Origin of the sequence: Brevundimonas sp. SH203 (assembly GCF_002157625.1) — a bacterium.
Taxonomy (GTDB): Bacteria; Pseudomonadota; Alphaproteobacteria; order Caulobacterales; family Caulobacteraceae; genus Brevundimonas.
The window spans coordinates 574953-592096 of the sequence record NZ_BDMM01000002.1 but is presented as its reverse complement, the minus strand read 5'-3'; the positions used below and the strand labels follow the sequence as shown (position 1 = coordinate 592096).

Annotated in this window: 11 protein-coding genes; 5 read left to right on the top strand and 6 right to left on the bottom strand. The window is 66.3% G+C overall.

Translation table 11 applies throughout. The annotated features are described in order from the left end of the window. Positions 1 to 23 precede the first annotated feature (23 nt). From SH203_RS06830 to SH203_RS06815, 4 genes are all read left to right on the top strand, one after another. Entirely contained in the window at positions 24 to 1658 is a 1635-nt protein-coding gene (locus SH203_RS06830; protein ID WP_087120085.1) for an amidohydrolase, read from the top strand. After that, positions 1655 to 2578, top strand: a complete 924-nt coding sequence (locus SH203_RS06825; RefSeq protein ID WP_087120084.1) for a GTP-binding protein — start codon at positions 1655 to 1657, stop codon at positions 2576 to 2578. Before SH203_RS06830 ends, SH203_RS06825 begins: the two co-directional genes overlap by 4 nt. Before the next feature lie 11 nt (positions 2579 to 2589). Beyond that, entirely contained in the window at positions 2590 to 3180 is a 591-nt protein-coding gene (locus SH203_RS06820; RefSeq protein ID WP_087120083.1) for an HD domain-containing protein, read from the top strand. A 234-nt stretch (positions 3181 to 3414) separates the two neighbouring features. Continuing rightward, positions 3415 to 4680, top strand: coding sequence for a sugar MFS transporter (locus tag SH203_RS06815; protein WP_087120082.1), 1266 nt, complete (start codon positions 3415 to 3417; stop codon positions 4678 to 4680). 74 nt (positions 4681 to 4754) lie between these two features. Here the strand turns inward: SH203_RS06815 and bglX are convergent, their stop codons facing one another. Both bglX and SH203_RS06805 read right to left on the bottom strand, forming a co-directional pair. After that, positions 4755 to 7043 carry a beta-glucosidase BglX gene (gene bglX / locus SH203_RS06810; protein WP_087120081.1) on the bottom strand — a complete coding sequence of 763 codons (2289 nt, stop codon included), beginning with the start codon at positions 7041 to 7043 and terminating at the stop codon, positions 4755 to 4757. A 95-nt stretch (positions 7044 to 7138) separates the two neighbouring features. Then, the gene (locus tag SH203_RS06805; RefSeq protein WP_159457544.1) at positions 7139 to 9826 is read right to left on the bottom strand and encodes a TonB-dependent receptor domain-containing protein; all 2688 of its coding nucleotides are present in this window, start codon (positions 9824 to 9826) and stop codon (positions 7139 to 7141) included. Positions 9827 to 10066: 240 nt separating this feature from the next. Here SH203_RS06805 and SH203_RS06800 point away from each other — a divergent pair, with 240 nt between their 5' ends. Beyond that, positions 10067 to 10966, top strand: coding sequence for an alpha/beta hydrolase (locus SH203_RS06800; RefSeq protein WP_087120079.1), 900 nt, complete (start codon positions 10067 to 10069; stop codon positions 10964 to 10966). 9 nt (positions 10967 to 10975) lie between these two features. On the opposite strand, the gene SH203_RS06795 is transcribed toward SH203_RS06800, so the two are convergent. The 4 genes from SH203_RS06795 to SH203_RS06780 all read right to left on the bottom strand — a co-directional run bounded on the left by SH203_RS06795 (position 10976) and on the right by SH203_RS06780 (position 16872). Further along, on the bottom strand, positions 10976 to 12487 hold the full coding sequence (locus tag SH203_RS06795) for a class I adenylate-forming enzyme family protein (protein ID WP_087120078.1): 1512 nt from the start codon (positions 12485 to 12487) through the stop codon (positions 10976 to 10978). A gap of 9 nt (positions 12488 to 12496) precedes the next feature. Further along, positions 12497 to 15754, bottom strand: a complete 3258-nt coding sequence (locus tag SH203_RS06790) for a family 78 glycoside hydrolase catalytic domain (protein ID WP_087120077.1) — start codon at positions 15752 to 15754, stop codon at positions 12497 to 12499. Between the two features lie 79 nt (positions 15755 to 15833). Beyond that, the gene (locus SH203_RS06785; protein WP_087120076.1) at positions 15834 to 16214 is read right to left on the bottom strand and encodes a hypothetical protein; all 381 of its coding nucleotides are present in this window, start codon (positions 16212 to 16214) and stop codon (positions 15834 to 15836) included. Between the two features lie 46 nt (positions 16215 to 16260). After that, on the bottom strand, positions 16261 to 16872 hold the full coding sequence (locus SH203_RS06780; protein WP_087120203.1) for a TetR/AcrR family transcriptional regulator: 612 nt from the start codon (positions 16870 to 16872) through the stop codon (positions 16261 to 16263). Positions 16873 to 17144: the final 272 nt, after the last annotated feature.

Sequence of the window (17144 nt, the reverse complement as noted above, 5' to 3'; positions counted from 1 at the left end):
GCTGTCGCTTGACTGGAGGCTCAATGGCGCCGCTGACGATCTTTCGCGCACGCCGCATATGGACGATGGACGCGGCGAACCCCGCCGTCACCCACGTCGCGGTCAAGGACGGCCGGATCGTCGCCGTCGGCGATGCGGACCAGGCCCAAGGCTGGCAGGGTGTGCGGGACGATCGCTATGCCGATCAGTTTCTCCTGCCCGGCTTCGTCGAGGCCCACGCCCATGTCATGGCCGGACCGATCTGGCGCTATCCCTATGTGGGGCCGGCCGATCGGATGGACGATCAGGGCCGTCTGTGGCCTGCGACGCGCAGCATGGATGCGGTGCTGGATCGGCTGAAGGCCGCCGAGCCCGCGCTTGCGCCCGGCGCCCCCCTGATCGGCTGGGGCTTCGATCCGCTGTTCGTCGAGGGGGCCGTTGCGGATCGCGGCCTGCTGGACGCCGTTTCGACCACCCGGCCCGTCGTTCTGCATCATTCCAACGGCCATCTGATCACGGTGAACTCGGCCGCCCTGGCGCTGGCGGGCTATGATTCGACCACGCGCGTCACGGGCGTCGCTATGGACGCCAAGGGCGAGCCCACGGGCGAACTGCGCGAGTTCGCCGCCATGATGCCGGTCCTGCGCCGCCTGGGCGTCGATCTCGCCGACATCGGACGCGGCGAGGATGCGCTGCGCCGCTTCGCCAGCCTGGCGCGCCGGGCCGGCGTCACCACCATCGCCGACATGGGGCGAATGGTGGACGAGGACGACGCCCGCGAAACCGCCGCCACGACATCGACCGCCGACTATCCCGTGCGCCTCGCCGTCGTGACCATGGGCATGTTCAGCCCCGTCGCGGACATCATCGCCAGGGTCGAGCGCCTGGCGTCGTTCGCCCACGACAAGCTGCATTTCTGCGGCGTCAAACTGATGATCGACGGCTCGATCCAGGGCTACACCGCCAAGCTTCGGCCGCCCGGCTATCATCGCGGCGAGGATCACGGCATCTGGAACATGGCGCCGCAGCAGCTGATCCAGACCGTCGAAGCGCTGCACGCCGCAGGCTTGCAGATCCACGTTCACGCCAATGGCGACCTGGCTACGGACGCCGCCCTGGACGCCTTCGAGGCGGCGGTTTCGGCGCAGCCGCGTCGCGATCACCGCCATGTCATCCAGCACGCGCAGATGGCCGACACGGCCCAGTTCGAACGCATGGCCAGACTGGGCGTCTCGGCCAATCTTTTCGCCAACCATCTGTATTATTTCGGCGATCAGCACCACGACCTGACCATAGGCCCCCAGCGGGCCGCCCGGCTGAACGACGGCCGCGCCGCGCTCGACGCCGGCGTGCCGCTGTCGCTCCATTCCGATGCGCCGGTCACGCCGCTGGCGCCCCTCGTCACGGCATGGTGCGCCGTGAACCGCCGCACCGAGAGCGGTCGGATTCTGGGAGGCGAGCGGGCCTTGACGGTCGCGGAAGCGCTTGAAGCCGTAACCCTGGGCGCGGCGCGCAGTTTGAAGCTGGATCATGAGATCGGCTCTCTGACGCCCGGCAAGCGCGCCGACATGGTCGCCCTGAACGACGACCCCTTCCACGTCCCCCCAGAGGATATTCGCGACATCGCCGTGACCGACACTGCGCTGGGCGGTATATCGACCGCGCAGGGCGCCCGATGACGGCGCCCCTGCCGACCACGGTCATTGGCGGCTTTCTGGGCGCGGGAAAGACGACCCTGGTCAACCATCTGCTGCACAACGCAGGGGGACGTCGGCTGACCATCCTGGTCAATGATTTCGGGGCTATTCCCATCGATGCGGACCTGATTGCGGGCGAGGCGGAGGGGGTTCTGACGCTCGCCAACGGCTGCGCCTGCTGCTCCATCGGCGGCGATCTTTCGGGGGCGTTCGACGCGGTTCTGCGCCGCCGCTCCCAGGTGGATCATCTGATCGTCGAAACCTCGGGCGTGGCCGACCCGGATCGGATCGCCGACTTCGCCCGGGCGGAACGCGACCTGGCGCCCACCGGCGTCGTCGTGGTGGTCGATGCCGCTCAGGCCCTGGAGCAGTCGGCCGATCCCTACGTCGGGCGCGACGTGTTGAACCAGATCGCCGTCGCCGACCGCCTTGTGATCAACAAGGCCGACCAGTCGGCGGCGCTGGACCTCGTCATGGCCTGGGCGTCCGGCATCGCCCCTTCCGCCGAAATCCGATCCGCCAATCACGCGGCGGTCGCCACCGACTGGGCGCTGACGCCCGCCCCGCGCCGCGCCAGCCCGCAGACAAGCCACCCCGCCCGACCGCACGCCCGTTTCGCGGGTTGGAGCCGCGACATCGACGCCGCCTACCCCATCCCCGCCCTCGTCGAGGCCCTTCGCGGCGCCGCGACCGGCGCGCTGCGCATCAAGGGGGTGGTGCTGGGATCGGACGGCGCCTCTTGGCTGATCCAGGCGGTCGGCAAACGCATCAACGTCAGCCCGGCGCCTCCGAAAGCACGAGCGCGCACGCGCATCGTCGCCCTGGGCCCTGAAAACGATTTTCGGCCCGAGGTTCTGGACGCGCTGTTCGACCGCCTCGCCATTCCCGCCCGCGTCCAGTGACGGAGCCTGTCATGCAGAACGAACCCCGCGCCGCCTTCACCGCGATGGAGAACGCCACCCTGGACGACTGGCGCATCATCGCCGCCGCCCACGGCCCCTATCAGAACAATCTGGCCAACCGCGTCCTGGCCCACCTGCGCCTTCTGGAAGGCGACCACGGCGGCTTTCCCATCGACCGATTTCAGCACAGCCTGCAGACCGCCACGCGCGCGATGCGCGACGGTCGCGACGAAGACTATGTCGTCTGCGCTTTACTGCACGACATCGGCGACACCCTGGCCTCGGCCAACCACCCCGACATCGCCGCCGCCATACTGAAACCCTACGTCAGCGAAGACCTGCACTGGATGGTCGAGAACCACGGGATTTTCCAGGGCTACTATTTCTTCGAGCATCTGGGCCTGGACAAGAATATGCGCGAGGCGTTCCGCGGCCACCCCAGCTTCACGATGACCGCCGAATTCTGCGAACGCTATGACCAGACCGCCTTCGCCCCCGCCTACGACACCCTGCCCCTGACCGCCTTCGAACCCCTGGTCCAGCGCGTCTTCTCCACCATCAGACGGTCAATCTACATGAACGCCGCTCCCGCCAAGACATAGCAGCCTAACATCAAAATCCCATTTTATAGATTACATATACAACATGTAGAAATTTAGTTTTGTCGTCGAGACGTCTGTGACAGTGTGTGTCGCGCAGATGCCGCTTCGCGCTTGGGCAAATCAATGGGGCGCTGAAGGACAGGGATGGGACGGTTGGAGGACGGCCCGCACCTGCTCCATTCGTCCACGCCCGCATCAAGTCGAGGACGGCTCTGGGGGAACAGGAAGGACGACATGACTACTGAATTCGACGCGGGCTCCACGCCCGAAGGCGCGACGCCGCCTGCAGGAAGTCTTCGTGGCCCGCTGGCGTTCGCTATCGGCTGTTTTCTGATCTGGGGGTTGGCTTACGGTCTGCTGGATGTGCTGAACAAGCATTTCCAGGAGACGCTGAGCATCAGCCAGGCGGACAGCTCGTGGCTGCAGATCGCCTATTTCGGCGCCTATCTCTTGCTCAGCCTTCCCGCAGGCGCCCTGCTGCATGCCCGAGGCTATCGGTTCGGCATCGTGTCCGGCCTTTGCCTGACGGCGATCGGGGCTTTGCTTTTCATTCCGGCCGCCGCCGCGGGGACCTTCCTGCCGTTTGTGGGCTCGATGTTCGTTCTGGCGGCGGGCCTGTGCGTGCTGGAGACCTCCGCCGACACCTATGTCAACGTCCTGGGCGACCCGGCCAAGGCGGCCCAGCGCCTGAACCTGGCGCAGTCGTTCAATGCGCTGGGCGTCTTCATGGGACCGCTCATCGGCGGCGCCGTATTCTTCAGTCCGGCGACAACGGCCGCTCTGGGCGGAACCACCCGTTCGATCCAGATCGTGTACGGTTTGATCGCCTTGGCGGTTCTGGTCTTCGCGGCCGTGGTCTGGCGTGCGCGCCTGCCTGAAACCGGATTGTCCGACCACGGCGAAAGCGACCTGGACGACGGCCGGGACCGCCCCCTGTCCCGCCAGCCGCACTTCATCGCAGGCGTGATCACACAGGCGCTCTACATCGGCGCCCAGGTCGGCATCGGCGCCTATTTCATCAACCTGGTGACGCACAAATGGCAGGGCCTGACCTCGCAGGAGGGCGCCTTCATGCTGTCCCTGGGGGCCATCGGCTATCTGGTCGGCCGTTTCGCCGCGACGGCGCTTCTGCTGCGCGTTTCGCCCCGCAAGCTTCTGACGATCTATGGCCTGATCAATGTGGCGCTGACGCTTGTCGTCGTCGCAGGCATAGACAAGGTTTCCGCCGTCGCCCTGATCGCCACCTTCTTCTTCATGTCGACCATGTTCGCCACCATCTTCGCCCTGGGCACCGCCGGACTGGGCGCCCGCGCCAAGAAAGCCTCGTCCCTGATGGTGATGGCCATCGGCGGCGGCGTGCTGCTGCCCTGGCCCATGGGGCGGATCGCCGATCTCTACGGCGCGAACTACGCCTTCCTCCTGCCCGCCCTCTGTTTCGCGGTCGTCGCCTGGTACGGCTGGAAGGGTTCATCGCTGGGACGGCCCAACACGGCCGCCTGAGCCTGCAATGCGTCACAAGGAAAAAGCCCGGGCGTCGCAGACGTCCGGGCTTTCTCGCATGGCGTGTCGTTCGATTACTGAAGTTCGAAGGTCGTATGCAACTCCGCACGGGAGTCCCCGCCGACCCAGACGTCGAACACGCCCGGATCAACCACCCAGGCCCGCTCCGTCGCGCTCCAATACTTCAGTTCGGCCTCGCCAAGTGTGAAGCTTAGGGTGCGGCGTTCTCCGGCGGCCAGAGAGATACGTTGAAAGCCCTTCAACTCGCGAACCGGGCGGGTCGCGCGGCCCGCGCGCTGGTGGATGTAGAGTTGGACCGTTTCATCACCGGCCCGTGCGCCCGTATTGGCGACCACGACTGAGACGACAACGGCGCCGTCGGCGCGAACGACCGGCCGGTCCACCGTGATGTCCGAAAACTGGAAGTCCGTATAGCTGAGCCCGAAGCCGAACGGGAAAAGCGGCGTCGACGTCTGATCCCAGTAGCGGGTGTCGATGGTCGCCGGGTCCTTGGTTCGATTATGGGCGTAGTAGATCGGAATCTGGCCGACGTCGCGAGGCCAGGTGATCGGCAGCTTGCCGCCGGGATTCACGTCGCCATACAGCACATTGGCGATCGCCGCCCCGCCTTCGGAACCGGGATGCCAGGCCTCCAGGATCGCCGGGACCTGCTGCGAGGCCTTGCTGATGTCCAGCGGACGGCCGTTGATCATCACCATGACCACTGGCTTGCCCAAGGCGGTCACGGCGTCGATCAGCCTTTGCTGGTCGCCCGGCAGTGACAGGGAGGCGCGCGAGGCCTGCTCGCCGCTCATGTAGAAGTCCTCGCCTATGGTCAGGATGACCAGATCCGAGCGCCGCGCCAGGTCCAGCGCGCGGGCGTATTCCGCCTCCGCTCGGGCGGCGTCCCAACGCGGCGGCATAGGGCGCATGATCGCGAACATGGAGGTCGTTCCTCGCCGCAGTTGCACCCCCGGCGCGGTCTCGACCTGGGCGACGCCTTCCAGCTTGGCCTTGAGGCCCTTGAAGAGGGTGATCGTGTCCTCCGGCCTGTCGGCAAAGGACCATGGCCCGACTGTATCGACGAGCGAATCCGACATGGGTCCGATGACGGCGACCCGCTGATGCGCGCCGCGCTGCAAGGGAAGAAGCCCGTCCCTGTTCTGCAACAGAACCATGGCCTGTTCAGCCGCCTGTCGCGCCACCCGCCGATGGTCGGGCGCCTGAAGAACCGATTCCGCCTGCGACGCATCGACATAGGGATTTTCAAACAAACCCATCCTGAACTTGGCGATCAGAATACGGCGGACGGCGCGATCAAGGACCGCCTCATCCAGTTTTCCGTCCCGAACGGCGGCGGCCAGATTGTCATAGGCCCCCGCCCCCATGGCCATCTCCATGTCGTTGCCGGCGCGGATCGAACGAATGGCGGCGTTGGTCGCGTCGGTCGCGAAATGCTGTGGAATCAGACTGCGCACCGCATTGGCGTCGGAAACGACGAAGCCGTCGAAGCCAAGCTCCCGCCGCAGCAAGTCGTTCAGCAGGCCGCGATTGGCCACGGCCGGCACATCGTTGAACTCCATGTAGGCGCTCATGATATTGGCCGCGCCCGCGTCGACGGCCGCCCTGAACGGCGGCAAATAGAGGTTGTGGATCTGGTTGTCCGACAGGTTGACGCTGTCGTAGTCCCGCCCGCCTTCGGACGCGCCATACCCGAGGAAGTGCTTGGGTCCGGCGATTATGCGGCCCGGCTGGCCCAGGCGCTCGCCTTGGAAACCGCGCACCTGGGCGCGCGCAAGAACCGAAGCCAGATAGGGATCTTCGCCCGGCCCTTCGACGATGCGGCCCCATCGCGGATCACGGGTCATATCCAGGGCGGGGGCGAAGGTCCAGTGGATGCCGACCGCGCGCGCCTCTGTCGCCGCGACGCTCTGGGACTGCTCCACCAGGGTCGGGTTCCAGGTCGCGGCCATCCCCAGCGGAACCGGGAACACGGTGCGCAAGCCGTGGACGACATCATATCCGAACAGCAGCGGAATCCCCAGGCGGGTGTCCTCCACCGCCATCCTCTGCAGGCGGTTGGCGACCACCGGGTCGCGCACGAACAGCAGAGACCCCAACTGACCGGCGCGCACGCGAGCCTCGACCGGCCCCGCGCTGCCCAGAACGAACTGCTGACTGACCTGGCCCACCTTCTCCTCGACCGTCATTCGCGCGATCAGAGCCTCGGCGCGCGCCTCTGGAGACGCGACGGATGCAACAGTGGGAGCCGCCTCCGATGTCGGGGCGGACACGGCCGAGGTTGTGGTCAGGGCGACGACGGCCACGCCGACGAGAAGGCGTTGAAGAAGGGTTGGTCGCATGAAGACGCCTCAAAAAAAGAAGGCCGATGCGGACGCTGATCCGCACCGGCCAGTCAGTGAGCAGACGGTCAGAAGGAACCGCAGGCTCAGGAGGTTCAGAAGGCCTTGCGCACGCCGATCGAGACCAGACGGCCCAGGGTGGAGCCGTTCGCCGTGCCTCCCGCTGCGTTGTAGAACGGCGGCTCCTCGTCGAAGAGGTTGTCGACATTCAAGGTCACGGACGTGTCGCTGAACGCGCCCCCCAGATTCAGATCATAGGCGGCGAACAGGTTGACCGTCGTGAAGCTGCCGATCCGGGTCTGGCCGACCCCGTTGGCCATGTCGGCGGACGCACTGTGGTTGACCGTCAGTTCTCCCATGACAGGGCCCGCGACCACCCCCGCCGATCCGACCAGAGAGTAGCGGCTGGCGCCGTTGTCGAACTCGTTGGTCTTGGGCGCCCCGGCGATGGCGCGGCTTTCACGGTTCAGGTTGTAGGTCCCGGCCAGACCGACATGCCACAGGCCGAACGACGCCGGCCGCGCATATTCGAAGTTGAAGTCCAGACCATCCACATCCAGGACGCCCAGATTGTTGCGACGCGCGTCGATGAGCACGGCGGGCGTCAGGAACCCGGCATAGAGCGAAGCGATGCTGGGGGCGCCGTCCACGGCCAGCCCCGCCGTCCGTGCGGTCGCCTGGGCCAGGGTCGGGTTCAAGACATAATAGGGCGCATAGGCGGGATCGGCGTAGAAGGGCGCGCCCCGCAGGAAGGGCGCCAGGCCGATCGCATCCTCAAAGGCGACGTTGAAGTAGGTCAGGCTGGCCTTCACCCCTTCCAGAGCGCCCTGGGGCCGCCAATCGACGCCCAGCGACCAGGTGTCGGCCGTCTCGGGCTTCAGATTGGCGTTGCCGCCCGCCAGGATCAGCGTCGGCCGGAACAGGTCGGTGAAGGGCGCGCCTGCGGGCAGCCAGGGACTGGCGTTGATGACCTGGACCCGCGTGTCCACGCCGTCGCCCATATCGGAAAGGCTAGGCGCGTGGAACGATGTGCCCCAGTTGCCCCGCACGGTCAGGCTGGCCGTGGGCCGATAGTTGAAGCCGATCTTGGGATTGGTGGTGTCGCCCACATCGCTGTAGCTGTCGTAGCGAACCGAAGCCGACAGATCCAAGGCGCCATAGGCCGGGCTGTCGAACACAGGCGCGAGGATTTCGGCGAAGACCGAAGTCACGTCACGCTTGGCGGAACTGCTCGCCAGGTTCAGCGCGGAGGGGGCGCCCGTTCCCTGCTGGGCCTTGATGGTCTCCTCATGATATTCGACGCCGACCGCCAGCTTCACCTCCCCGGCCGGCAGGGCGAACAGGCCGCCGTCGGCGACGGCGCGCGCCTCGCGGATTTCCTGCGTCGAATGGCCATAGCTCTGGAAGTCGATGATCTTGCGCAGAACATCGGCATTGGTCGCACCGACATCATAGGGGTTGAGCGCGGTCGCCGTCGTCGTTCCGGCCAAGGCCGCCGCCTCGGCGGCCGTGTTGATCTGCCATGTGCGGACCAGGTTCGTGCTGCGTCCCCAGTTGAGCGCACCCTTCAGCCGCCAGTCGTCGTTGATCTGGTAGGTCAGCGAAGGCGTGACCCCGGCGGACGTGAACCGACTGGTGTTCTTGGGGGCCGCCGCGCCCCAGGCGTCGGCGTAGTTGAAGGTGACGTTGTGGCCGAGTTCGGTTCCGATGGGCCGGAAATAGGGGTTCGTGATGGCGATCAACCCGCCTCCGCGAATACCCGTTCCCTCCGCCGCAGAGATGCCCCGTCGGCCCGTCTCCCGCTGCGCGTAATAGGCCGTGACGTCGAAGGCCAGGCGCTCGTTCAGATCGTGGGAAACCGTGGCGAAAAGGCTGTGGCGCGTCTCTTCGGGATAGAGGTCGATGGCCTTGGCTTCATCGCACAGGTTGGTTCCGGGCGTGCGCCCCGGCAGCGCATAGTCGACGCCCGGCAACAGGGGGGAAAACGGATTAGGCGTGGTGATCGTGCCCGGCGAGCAGGCCTTGGAGCGGAAGTCGCTCCCGCCACGCGCGCGCAGATCCTGGATGAAGTAATCGCGATCCGCCCCGGCGATATTGCTGTGTTCGGCATAGGTGTAGGCCACGATGGCCGAGCCGCCGCGCCAGGTCCTGCCGGCCGTCAGGTTCAGGTCGAACTGGTCGTAACCATCGGCGAAGCCGTATCGACCGGCCGCTTCAACGCCATCGAACGCCTTGCGCGTGATGAAGTTGACCACGCCGCCGATGGCGTCCGAACCATAGATGGACGAGCCGCCATCGGGGATCACCTCGACGCGCTCCAGCACGGCCGGGGGAATGACCGAGGGATCGGGCGAGGTCTGCAAAATCCCCGCACCGACCATGCGATGACCGTTCAACAGCACCAGGGTGGTCGAGCCGCCGGAAGCGCCGAGATTGCGGATATTCGGGCGATTGATCGGAAGCGCGATGGTCCCGCCCGGCTGCGGCGCGCTGTTGAAGGCGTTGGAAATCTGCGGAATGCGCGCCAGCAGGTCGTTTGACGAAGCCGCGCCGGTCGCGATCACGTCCTCGCGCGCCAGGCTGACGACGTTCGTGCCCGTCGGCGCCACGCCGCGCAGCAGCGTGCCCGTCACCACCACATCGTCCACCTGCGCTGCAGACTCCGCCTCGGCCTCAGCCTTCGGAGCCCGCGTTTGGGCGGATGCGGCATGGGCTGCCGACAAGCTGAAAAAGACCAACGCCGTGGTCGCCAGCAGCTTTGCATTCAAGGATGCATTTCGCATTTCGTTTCCCCAGGGCCTGATAGGCCCGTCCCCGCCTTCACGCGGGTGTTCCTGGACAGTCGGCCGGTTCTTCCGGCCGCCACGCACTCCCGGCGACGGTTGATCCGTCGTCCCAGATTGTGGACCGAGGTTCTGACATTCCGAAAAATCCGTCAAGATTAATTTGAGCGTTTGCATAACGAAAAATCGAAGCGATAGTTTGCGCACTGATCCACACTCGATTTTTCAGAGGCCTCGCTCATGCCGTCCCTCTTCCCGCGCCTGGGAATCAGCGCCCTGGCCGCTCTCGTACTGGCCTTTCCCGTCTCGGCTCAGACCGTCGCTGTCTGGCGCGGCGTCGCGCCGGGCGCGGAAAACGCGCGACAGAACGAAGTCGTCAGCCGTTTTCCGGGCGGCGGGTTCGAGGTCGTTCGCAATGTCACCCGGCCGACCCTGGAGGTGTTTCGACCGGAACCGGGAACAGCGACGGGGGCCGCCGTCGTCATCGCGCCTGGCGGCGGCTTCCGTTATCTGACGATCGAGGCGGAGGGGCGCGCCGTCGCCCGAACCCTGGCCCAGCATGGCGTGACGGCTTTCGTTCTCAAATACCGCACCCTGGAGACGCCAGTCGACGATGGAGCGCACTGGCACCAGTTCTTTCTGTTCATGGCCGAGGCGGCGCGCTCCGGGGGACGGCTCAACCTCGACGAGGCCGCAGGACCAGCGGTCGCCGACGGCCTTCAGGCCTTGAACCTGGTGCGTGAAAGGGCGGCCGAATGGGGCGTCGATCGGACCAAGGTCGGGATGATCGGCTTTTCCGCCGGTGCGCGCGTCACAGCAGGCGCCTTGCTCTCGCCTGAGCCCGCCGCCCGTCCCGCCTTCGGCGGTCTGATCTACGGCGCCGCCTTCAATGACGATCCCCTGCCCTCTCATCTGCCGCCCGTCTTCCTGGCGGTGGCCGGCGACGACAAACTGGCCGAACCCACTGTGCTGCGATTCTATCAGGCCGCAGCGGAAGGCGGCACCCGGCCCGAACTGCACGTCTATGCCGACGGCGGACACGGGTTCGGCATGAACCGACAGGGCAAGAGCAGCGACTTCTGGATCAAAGACCTGCTGAACTGGCTCGAAGTCCAGGGTCTGGCCCGGCCGCAGGACTGAGCCCCCTTTTCAGGGGGCGACGGTCTCCGCCAGCGCGGTCTTCAGCACCTTGCCCAGGCCGTTTCGCGGCAAGGCGTCCAGAAAGGCGATCCTTGAAATCCGCTGCACCGCGCTCAGCCGTTCGTTGACCCAGACGCGCAGGGCTTCGGCCTCGATCACGGCCCCCTCTCTTCGCACAACGAAGGCCATCGGCGTCTCGCCCCATCTGGCGTCCGGCACGCCGATGACTGCGGACTCGGCCACGTCAGGATGCGCGTCGATCTGAACCTCAAGGTCGATCGGATAGATGTTGAAGCCGCCCGAAATGATCATGTCCTTCTTGCGGCCCACGATTTGAAGGAAGCCCTCGGCGTCGAAGCGCCCCAGATCACCGGTACGAATGAAAGCGCGGCCGTCCGGCGCGGTCCAAAGACCGGCCGCCGTGGCTTCCGGGCGATTGTTGTAACCGGCCATCATCATGTCAGAGCGGCTGACGATCTCGCCGATCTCGCCGATCGGCTGCTCGACCCCGGCCTCGTCGATTATGCGCATGTCCGAACCCGGCGCGGGCATGCCGACCGTGTGCAGCTTGTGGGGAAACAGATGGGCGGGCAGGAAACAGGTTCCGCCCCCTTCGGTCATTCCAAAAATCTCCAGCAGCCCGCCCGGCCACCGCCGCAGAACCTCGGACTTCAGCTCCGCCGAGAAGGGCGCGCTGGTGCAGAACTTGATCTGAAAGGCGGAGAGATCGGCGTCGTCGAAGGCGGGCTCGGCCATCAGGCGCTGATACTGGACCGGCACCAGCATGGCGTGGGTGACGCGGTGCTTCTGGGCCATGTTCAGGAAAACGGCTGTGTCGAACTTGCGCATGATGACGACCGAACCGCCTGTTCGCAGCGCGGGCAGCAGCATCACCAAGGTCGTGTTCGAATAGAGGGGCGTGGTCAAAAGCGTCACGGATTCAGGCGCGAAAAGCCCGCCAAGCGCCGCCATCTGGCCTTCACGCATCGCGTGCGAATGGACGATGCCTTTCGGCACGCCCGTCGTGCCGGACGAATAGATGATGTTGAAGGGCGCACTCGGAGCGACCGGATCGAGAACGAACGCCGTCCCCTCGCCTTCCAGCCACTCCGCCCAGGGCGCGCCGCCGTGCGACCCATCGAGGGTGACGACAGCACCGCGTGTCGCCTCGGCGCCGAGCCGCGCGGATTGACTGGCGTCGGAGAAGACCAGCCGCGGCCCTGCGTCCTCCAGCATGGACGCCAGGGTTTCGTCCGTGACGCTTGGCGCCAGCGGAACCGGCGTGATCCCGGCCCTGACTGCGGCAAGGAAGGCCGCGACATATTGGATGCTCGGCTCACCCAGCAGGGCGACGCGATCACCGGCGGAAAGCCCATCTCTTCGCAGAGCGGCCGCAGCCCTGTTCAGCAACAGGTCCAGCCCGGCATAGGTCAGAGAGACCCCGCCCTCGATCAGCGCAGGCCGATCCCCGGCCTTCTGCGCATGGTCCGTGATCGCTTCCGATAGAGACGCGGGGGTCATGGTCGGCCCTTATTTCAACGCGAACGTGAAGGTGGCGGCGCCGGGCGGCGCCGAATACACGGCATGTCCCTGTTCGACACGCAGGAAGCGTGACCCGCGCGGGGCGCGCTTCAGACGTTCGCCTCCGTTAGGCAGCCAGACCTCGGCCCGGGTCGCGCCGGGGATGGTCACATCCAGCACGACGGCGTCGCCCGCCTTGCGCCAGGCGGAACGCACCTCGCCTCTCCGGGTCTCGATCCGTCCCGAGGCGTGGTCCAGCGCCTGGGGCATGGCGGGACGGATGACCACATCGGCATAGCCCGGCGATCCCGGCCGTATGCCCGCCAACCCCTTGTAGAACCAGTCGCTGACCGAGGCGAAATAGTGGTGGTTCCAGGATCGCGAATTCAGCCCCCAGCCCTCCAGCATCGTCGAGATGTCGTTGGCCAGCCAGAAGCCCCAACTCGGCTGATCCGTGCGCGTCACGACGCGATAAACGGTGTCGACGTGTCCATAGTCCGTCAAAAGCGTCAGCGCATGGCGCAGGGGATAGACGCCCATGGTCAGGGCGTAATCGCGCGCCTCAAGATCGGCCGCCACGGCGTCCGCTATGTTCTGCGCCTCGCCCGACGGCGCCATGCCGAACGCCAGCGGCAGGATGTTCTGGGTCTGGCTGAACGGAGGCGTCGGACCGCCCGCGACGGCCGGGGTCACATAGCGATGGGTCTGCGCATCCCAGTATTTTCGGTTGTAGGCGTCACGCACATCGGCGGCCAGGGCCTGATAATGCGCGGCGTCCTCCGTTCGCCCCAGACGCGCCGCGTTCCGCGCCAGGGTGGAGACCATATGGAAATAATAGGCGCTGGAGGTCGCGTCCGTCGGGCCGAACGGCCCTATCCCGGCATAGTCCCCCAGCCCCCGCGAATAGGTGAAATCCGGCGACTTGATGAAGGTCGAGGTGTAGTCGACCAACCGCTTCTGCACCTCGTACAGATCAGCGACGACCCGCTCGTCGCCATAGTAGCGCACCAGATCGTCCGAGATGACGAACAGGGCCGCATCCCAGGCGGGGGTCGGCCCCCAGATGTAGGACCAGCCCGGCGTTTGGTCGAACCCGTAATAGGGCGTCGACGGCACGATCTCGGGCAGTTCGCCGCTGACGGCCTGGGCGTCCCGGAAATCGGCCAGCCACTTCGTCCAGACCCGCGCCATGTCGAAGTTGACGCCGGCCGCTCCGGCCGAGGCCTGGCCATCCCCGGTCCAGCCGTTCTTCTCCAGACTGGGCGTATCGCTCATCAGTCCGTGCATATTGTTCAGCAAGGCGTTCCGGGACGCCTGCTGGATGCGGTTCAAAAGCGGCTCGCCGCTTTCGAAGGCGCCGATGAAGGGCACGTCGGAATGGATGATTTCGGCCGAAAGCATCCCCTCGTCCGGCGCACGATCCAAGCCCTCGACCTGCACATAGCGGAAGCCCGCATAGCTGAAACGCGGCGCCCAGGTCTCCACATCCCGCCCCGCGAAGGTGTAGCGATAGGTCTGGAGTTGCGCATCGATCAGGCCGCTGGTCGTCTGGGCCGAGCCGTCCGCGTTCTTCTTTTCCGTCAGGACCAAGGTGGCGGTCCGCCCGGCGGCGCCCTTCCAGCGCAGAACAGGCCGGCCGGTCAGGATGCGCCCGAAGTCGAACACCCAGACGCCCGGCCTGATCTCCACGCGGCCGACGGGCGAGACGGTCTCCACGGGTCGAATGGGTTCGGCCGATGACGCCGCCAGCGCGCCTGCGGGGCCGGCCGTCTCAAGCGCGGGCGTCCATCCCTCGCCGACGAAGCCCGACGACCGCCATCCGGCAGGCGCCCGACGAGCGTCATAACGCTCGCCCGCATAGATGGAGTCGTGCAGCGTCGGCCCATCGGCCGTAACCCAATCGCGTCCGGTCGTCACGACCTGGCGCCGGCCGTCGACGAACACGATCTCCAGTTGGGCGCGCAGCGACGGCTCGGCATGCCAGGGGGCCTTGTGGAAATACCATTCGTTCGGCTCGGTCACGCCGTACCATCCGCGTCCCAGTTCGGCGGCCAGGACGTTCTCGCCCGCCTGCAACAGGCTGGTCACGTCATAGGTCTGATAGAGCACCCGCTTGCCGTAGTCGGTCCAGCCGGGCGCCATGGGCAGTTCGGAGACCGCCCGATTGTTCACGGTCAGATCCGCCCATCCGCCCGCGGCGACGTAGAGGCGCGCCGAAGCGATCTGGTCGGCGCCGAGCTGGAAGGATCGGCGCAACAGCGGGGCGGGATGAGACAGCGGAATCACGATGTCCTTGGTCGGCACGCCTGACGCCAGGATCAGCCCATCGGGTCCAAGGCTTCCGCCCGACAAAGGATTGTCGCCATCGGCGAAGTCGGTCGCCCACGGTTCGCCGTCCACGGGCGCCACCGCCAGACGGTGAATGACGGCCGCGTCGGGAGCGGCGGACAGCAGGCCCACCGTGCCCTGCTTTTGCGACCCGTCATGCATTTCATCGATCGTGCGGCCATCCAGCCGCGTAAGGATGCGGTCGCCCACGGCCTCGATGCTCAGGCTGTGACGGCGCTGGCGCAGATCGTCGGCCGTCATGCCCAGGTCGATGGTCCTTAGCGTCGTCTGATTGACCGAGGCCCGCGTTCCCCCTGGGTATCGACGGACCTGGGCGTTCAATACGGCCCCTCCCCCGTCCCCCTCGCCAATCCGCCAGACATAGGCCTCGCCATAGGTCTTTCCTTCCGGCGAGGCGCGGAACAGAATGTCGAACTGGCGGCCCTTGAGGGTGAAATCGACGCTCACCGTGGCGTCCGACCATCCCTTGGGCGCCTCGGCGTTTCGCTGAATCCAGGCCCCCGTCCAGTCCGACGGACCTAAGAGCCCCATTTCCCACGAAGCGACATCGCTCCAGGGCGAGGCGCGGCCCCGGCCGTCCCAGGTCCGCACCTGCCAGACGCGACGCTCACGCGAGGACAGAACAGGCCCCTGATAGACGACCGCCACGGCGTCGCTTGAAGTCGTCCGGCCGGTGTCCCAGACGACCTGGCCCGCCAGGAGCGCCTGTTCGGAAACCCCGACACGCAGCTGATAGGCGCCTTGGGTCCGACCCGCTGGGGGACGCCAGGACAGGCGCGGCCGAGACGCATCGATTCCGATGGGATTGACCGCGCCGTCGACCGCCAGGGCCGAAGGACGGTCGATCGTCCCGGCTTGCGCCGTTCCTGCGACGGCAAGACAGGCGAACCCCGCCAAGACAAGCTTGAGCATCGACATGGCGGGGTCCTCTCCGCTGTCTGAACGGCCGATGGTCTCGGCAAGGCCAGGCGATGAGGCCCGGCCTGAAACGAAGTCTTCAGTGGGCGGGCTGCGCCGGGATGGCGCGCAGCAAGGCGTCCAGCTCGGCGACCGCTGCGTCGTCCAGATTGGCCTGCGGGAACTCCGCCAACTGACGGGGCGACAGGCCGCCGATCATCTCGGCCAGACCGGCGGACTCCTCCGGCGTCATCGCAGGCGCGCCTGCGGCGATCCGGCGCTTCTCGAAGAAGGCTCCGACGACGACCTTGGCCTGAGGATCGGCGATCAGCTCGGCCATGGTGGTGTCGACCGTGAAGCGGGGCGCGGCCGTGGCTTCGGCGGCAGGCGCGGCCGTCGCCGGGGCGGTTGCTTGCGCCAGGGCGGACGTCGCGCCGACGGTCAGGACCAGGGCGGTGGCGAGGGCGATGTTGCGGATCATGGTCGTTTCCTTCGTTGGTTATTTTGAATGATGTCGGCGGCGCGCCTCAGCGCACCAGCACCTTGATCAAGGCGTCGGCGTGGGCCTCGATGACGGCAGGGTCGGCAGGGTCGATGTTCCAGACGCGCCGCACCTCCGGCGCCAGCGCATAGAAGGTCTGGGCCGCCCCCACGAAGATATAGACGAGCGCCGGCGTCGAGACGTCCGGCAGGATGCCCTCGCGCTTGCACATCTCGATGAACCGGCCCGACACGCGGCTGATGTCCGAAATGAAGGCATCCACGGCCCAGTTCAGACGCTCGTTCTCGCGCATGCTCTCCTGCACCATCAGACGGGCGTGCTCGGGGTGTTTGGCGTAATAGAGGACGACGGCGCGGATCACGGCCCGGGCATAGGCCCTGAAGTCGGGATAGGCCGGATCGTCGTGGCGCGGCATGGCCAGTTCCCTGGCCTGTCGCTCGAACAGAAAGGCCACGGCGGCGCGCCAAAGGGCGTCCTTGCTGGAGAAGTGATATTTTATCAGTGCGTTATGCGCCCCGGCCAGGGCCGCGATCTCGCGCGTCGAAGCGCCGTCGAACCCCTTTTCGGAGAAAACTTCCAACGCGGCCTGCAACAGACTGGCCTGCGTGGCTTCCCGCTGTTGGACTCTAAGGTTCACCTTGACCAAAACGCCTGCTCGAAATCGTTAATCCAGCGCGCCATTCCGAACGACATTCGCCGCAGTGTCAAAACCCGCTCGACATTCATTATGCATCTGCATAGCGTAATTTGCAAGCGACGCGCCCTGCGCGCCGCATCGATCGGGAGAACCACCTTCTATGACCTCGCCCACAAGACACCCCGGAAGTCGTCTCGGCTTGATCGCCCTTGGCCTCGGCCTGACCCTCGCCGCTGTCGGCGCTTGCGCTCAGGGTCCAGTCGCCGCCGTGG

Coding starts and splice junctions, on each gene's coding strand:
- SH203_RS06795 (WP_087120078.1), bottom strand. CDS start 12,487: ATGACCCCCGCGTCTCTATCGGAAGCGATCACGGACCATGCGCAGAAG.
- SH203_RS06805 (WP_159457544.1), bottom strand. CDS start 9,826: ATGCGAAATGCATCCTTGAATGCAAAGCTGCTGGCGACCACGGCGTTG.
- SH203_RS06790 (WP_087120077.1), bottom strand. CDS start 15,754: ATGTCGATGCTCAAGCTTGTCTTGGCGGGGTTCGCCTGTCTTGCCGTC.
- bglX (WP_087120081.1), bottom strand. CDS start 7,043: ATGCGACCAACCCTTCTTCAACGCCTTCTCGTCGGCGTGGCCGTCGTC.
- SH203_RS06785 (WP_087120076.1), bottom strand. CDS start 16,214: ATGATCCGCAACATCGCCCTCGCCACCGCCCTGGTCCTGACCGTCGGC.
- SH203_RS06820 (WP_087120083.1), top strand. CDS start 2,590: ATGCAGAACGAACCCCGCGCCGCCTTCACCGCGATGGAGAACGCCACC.
- SH203_RS06800 (WP_087120079.1), top strand. CDS start 10,067: ATGCCGTCCCTCTTCCCGCGCCTGGGAATCAGCGCCCTGGCCGCTCTC.
- SH203_RS06825 (WP_087120084.1), top strand. CDS start 1,655: ATGACGGCGCCCCTGCCGACCACGGTCATTGGCGGCTTTCTGGGCGCG.
- SH203_RS06815 (WP_087120082.1), top strand. CDS start 3,415: ATGACTACTGAATTCGACGCGGGCTCCACGCCCGAAGGCGCGACGCCG.
- SH203_RS06830 (WP_087120085.1), top strand. CDS start 24: ATGGCGCCGCTGACGATCTTTCGCGCACGCCGCATATGGACGATGGAC.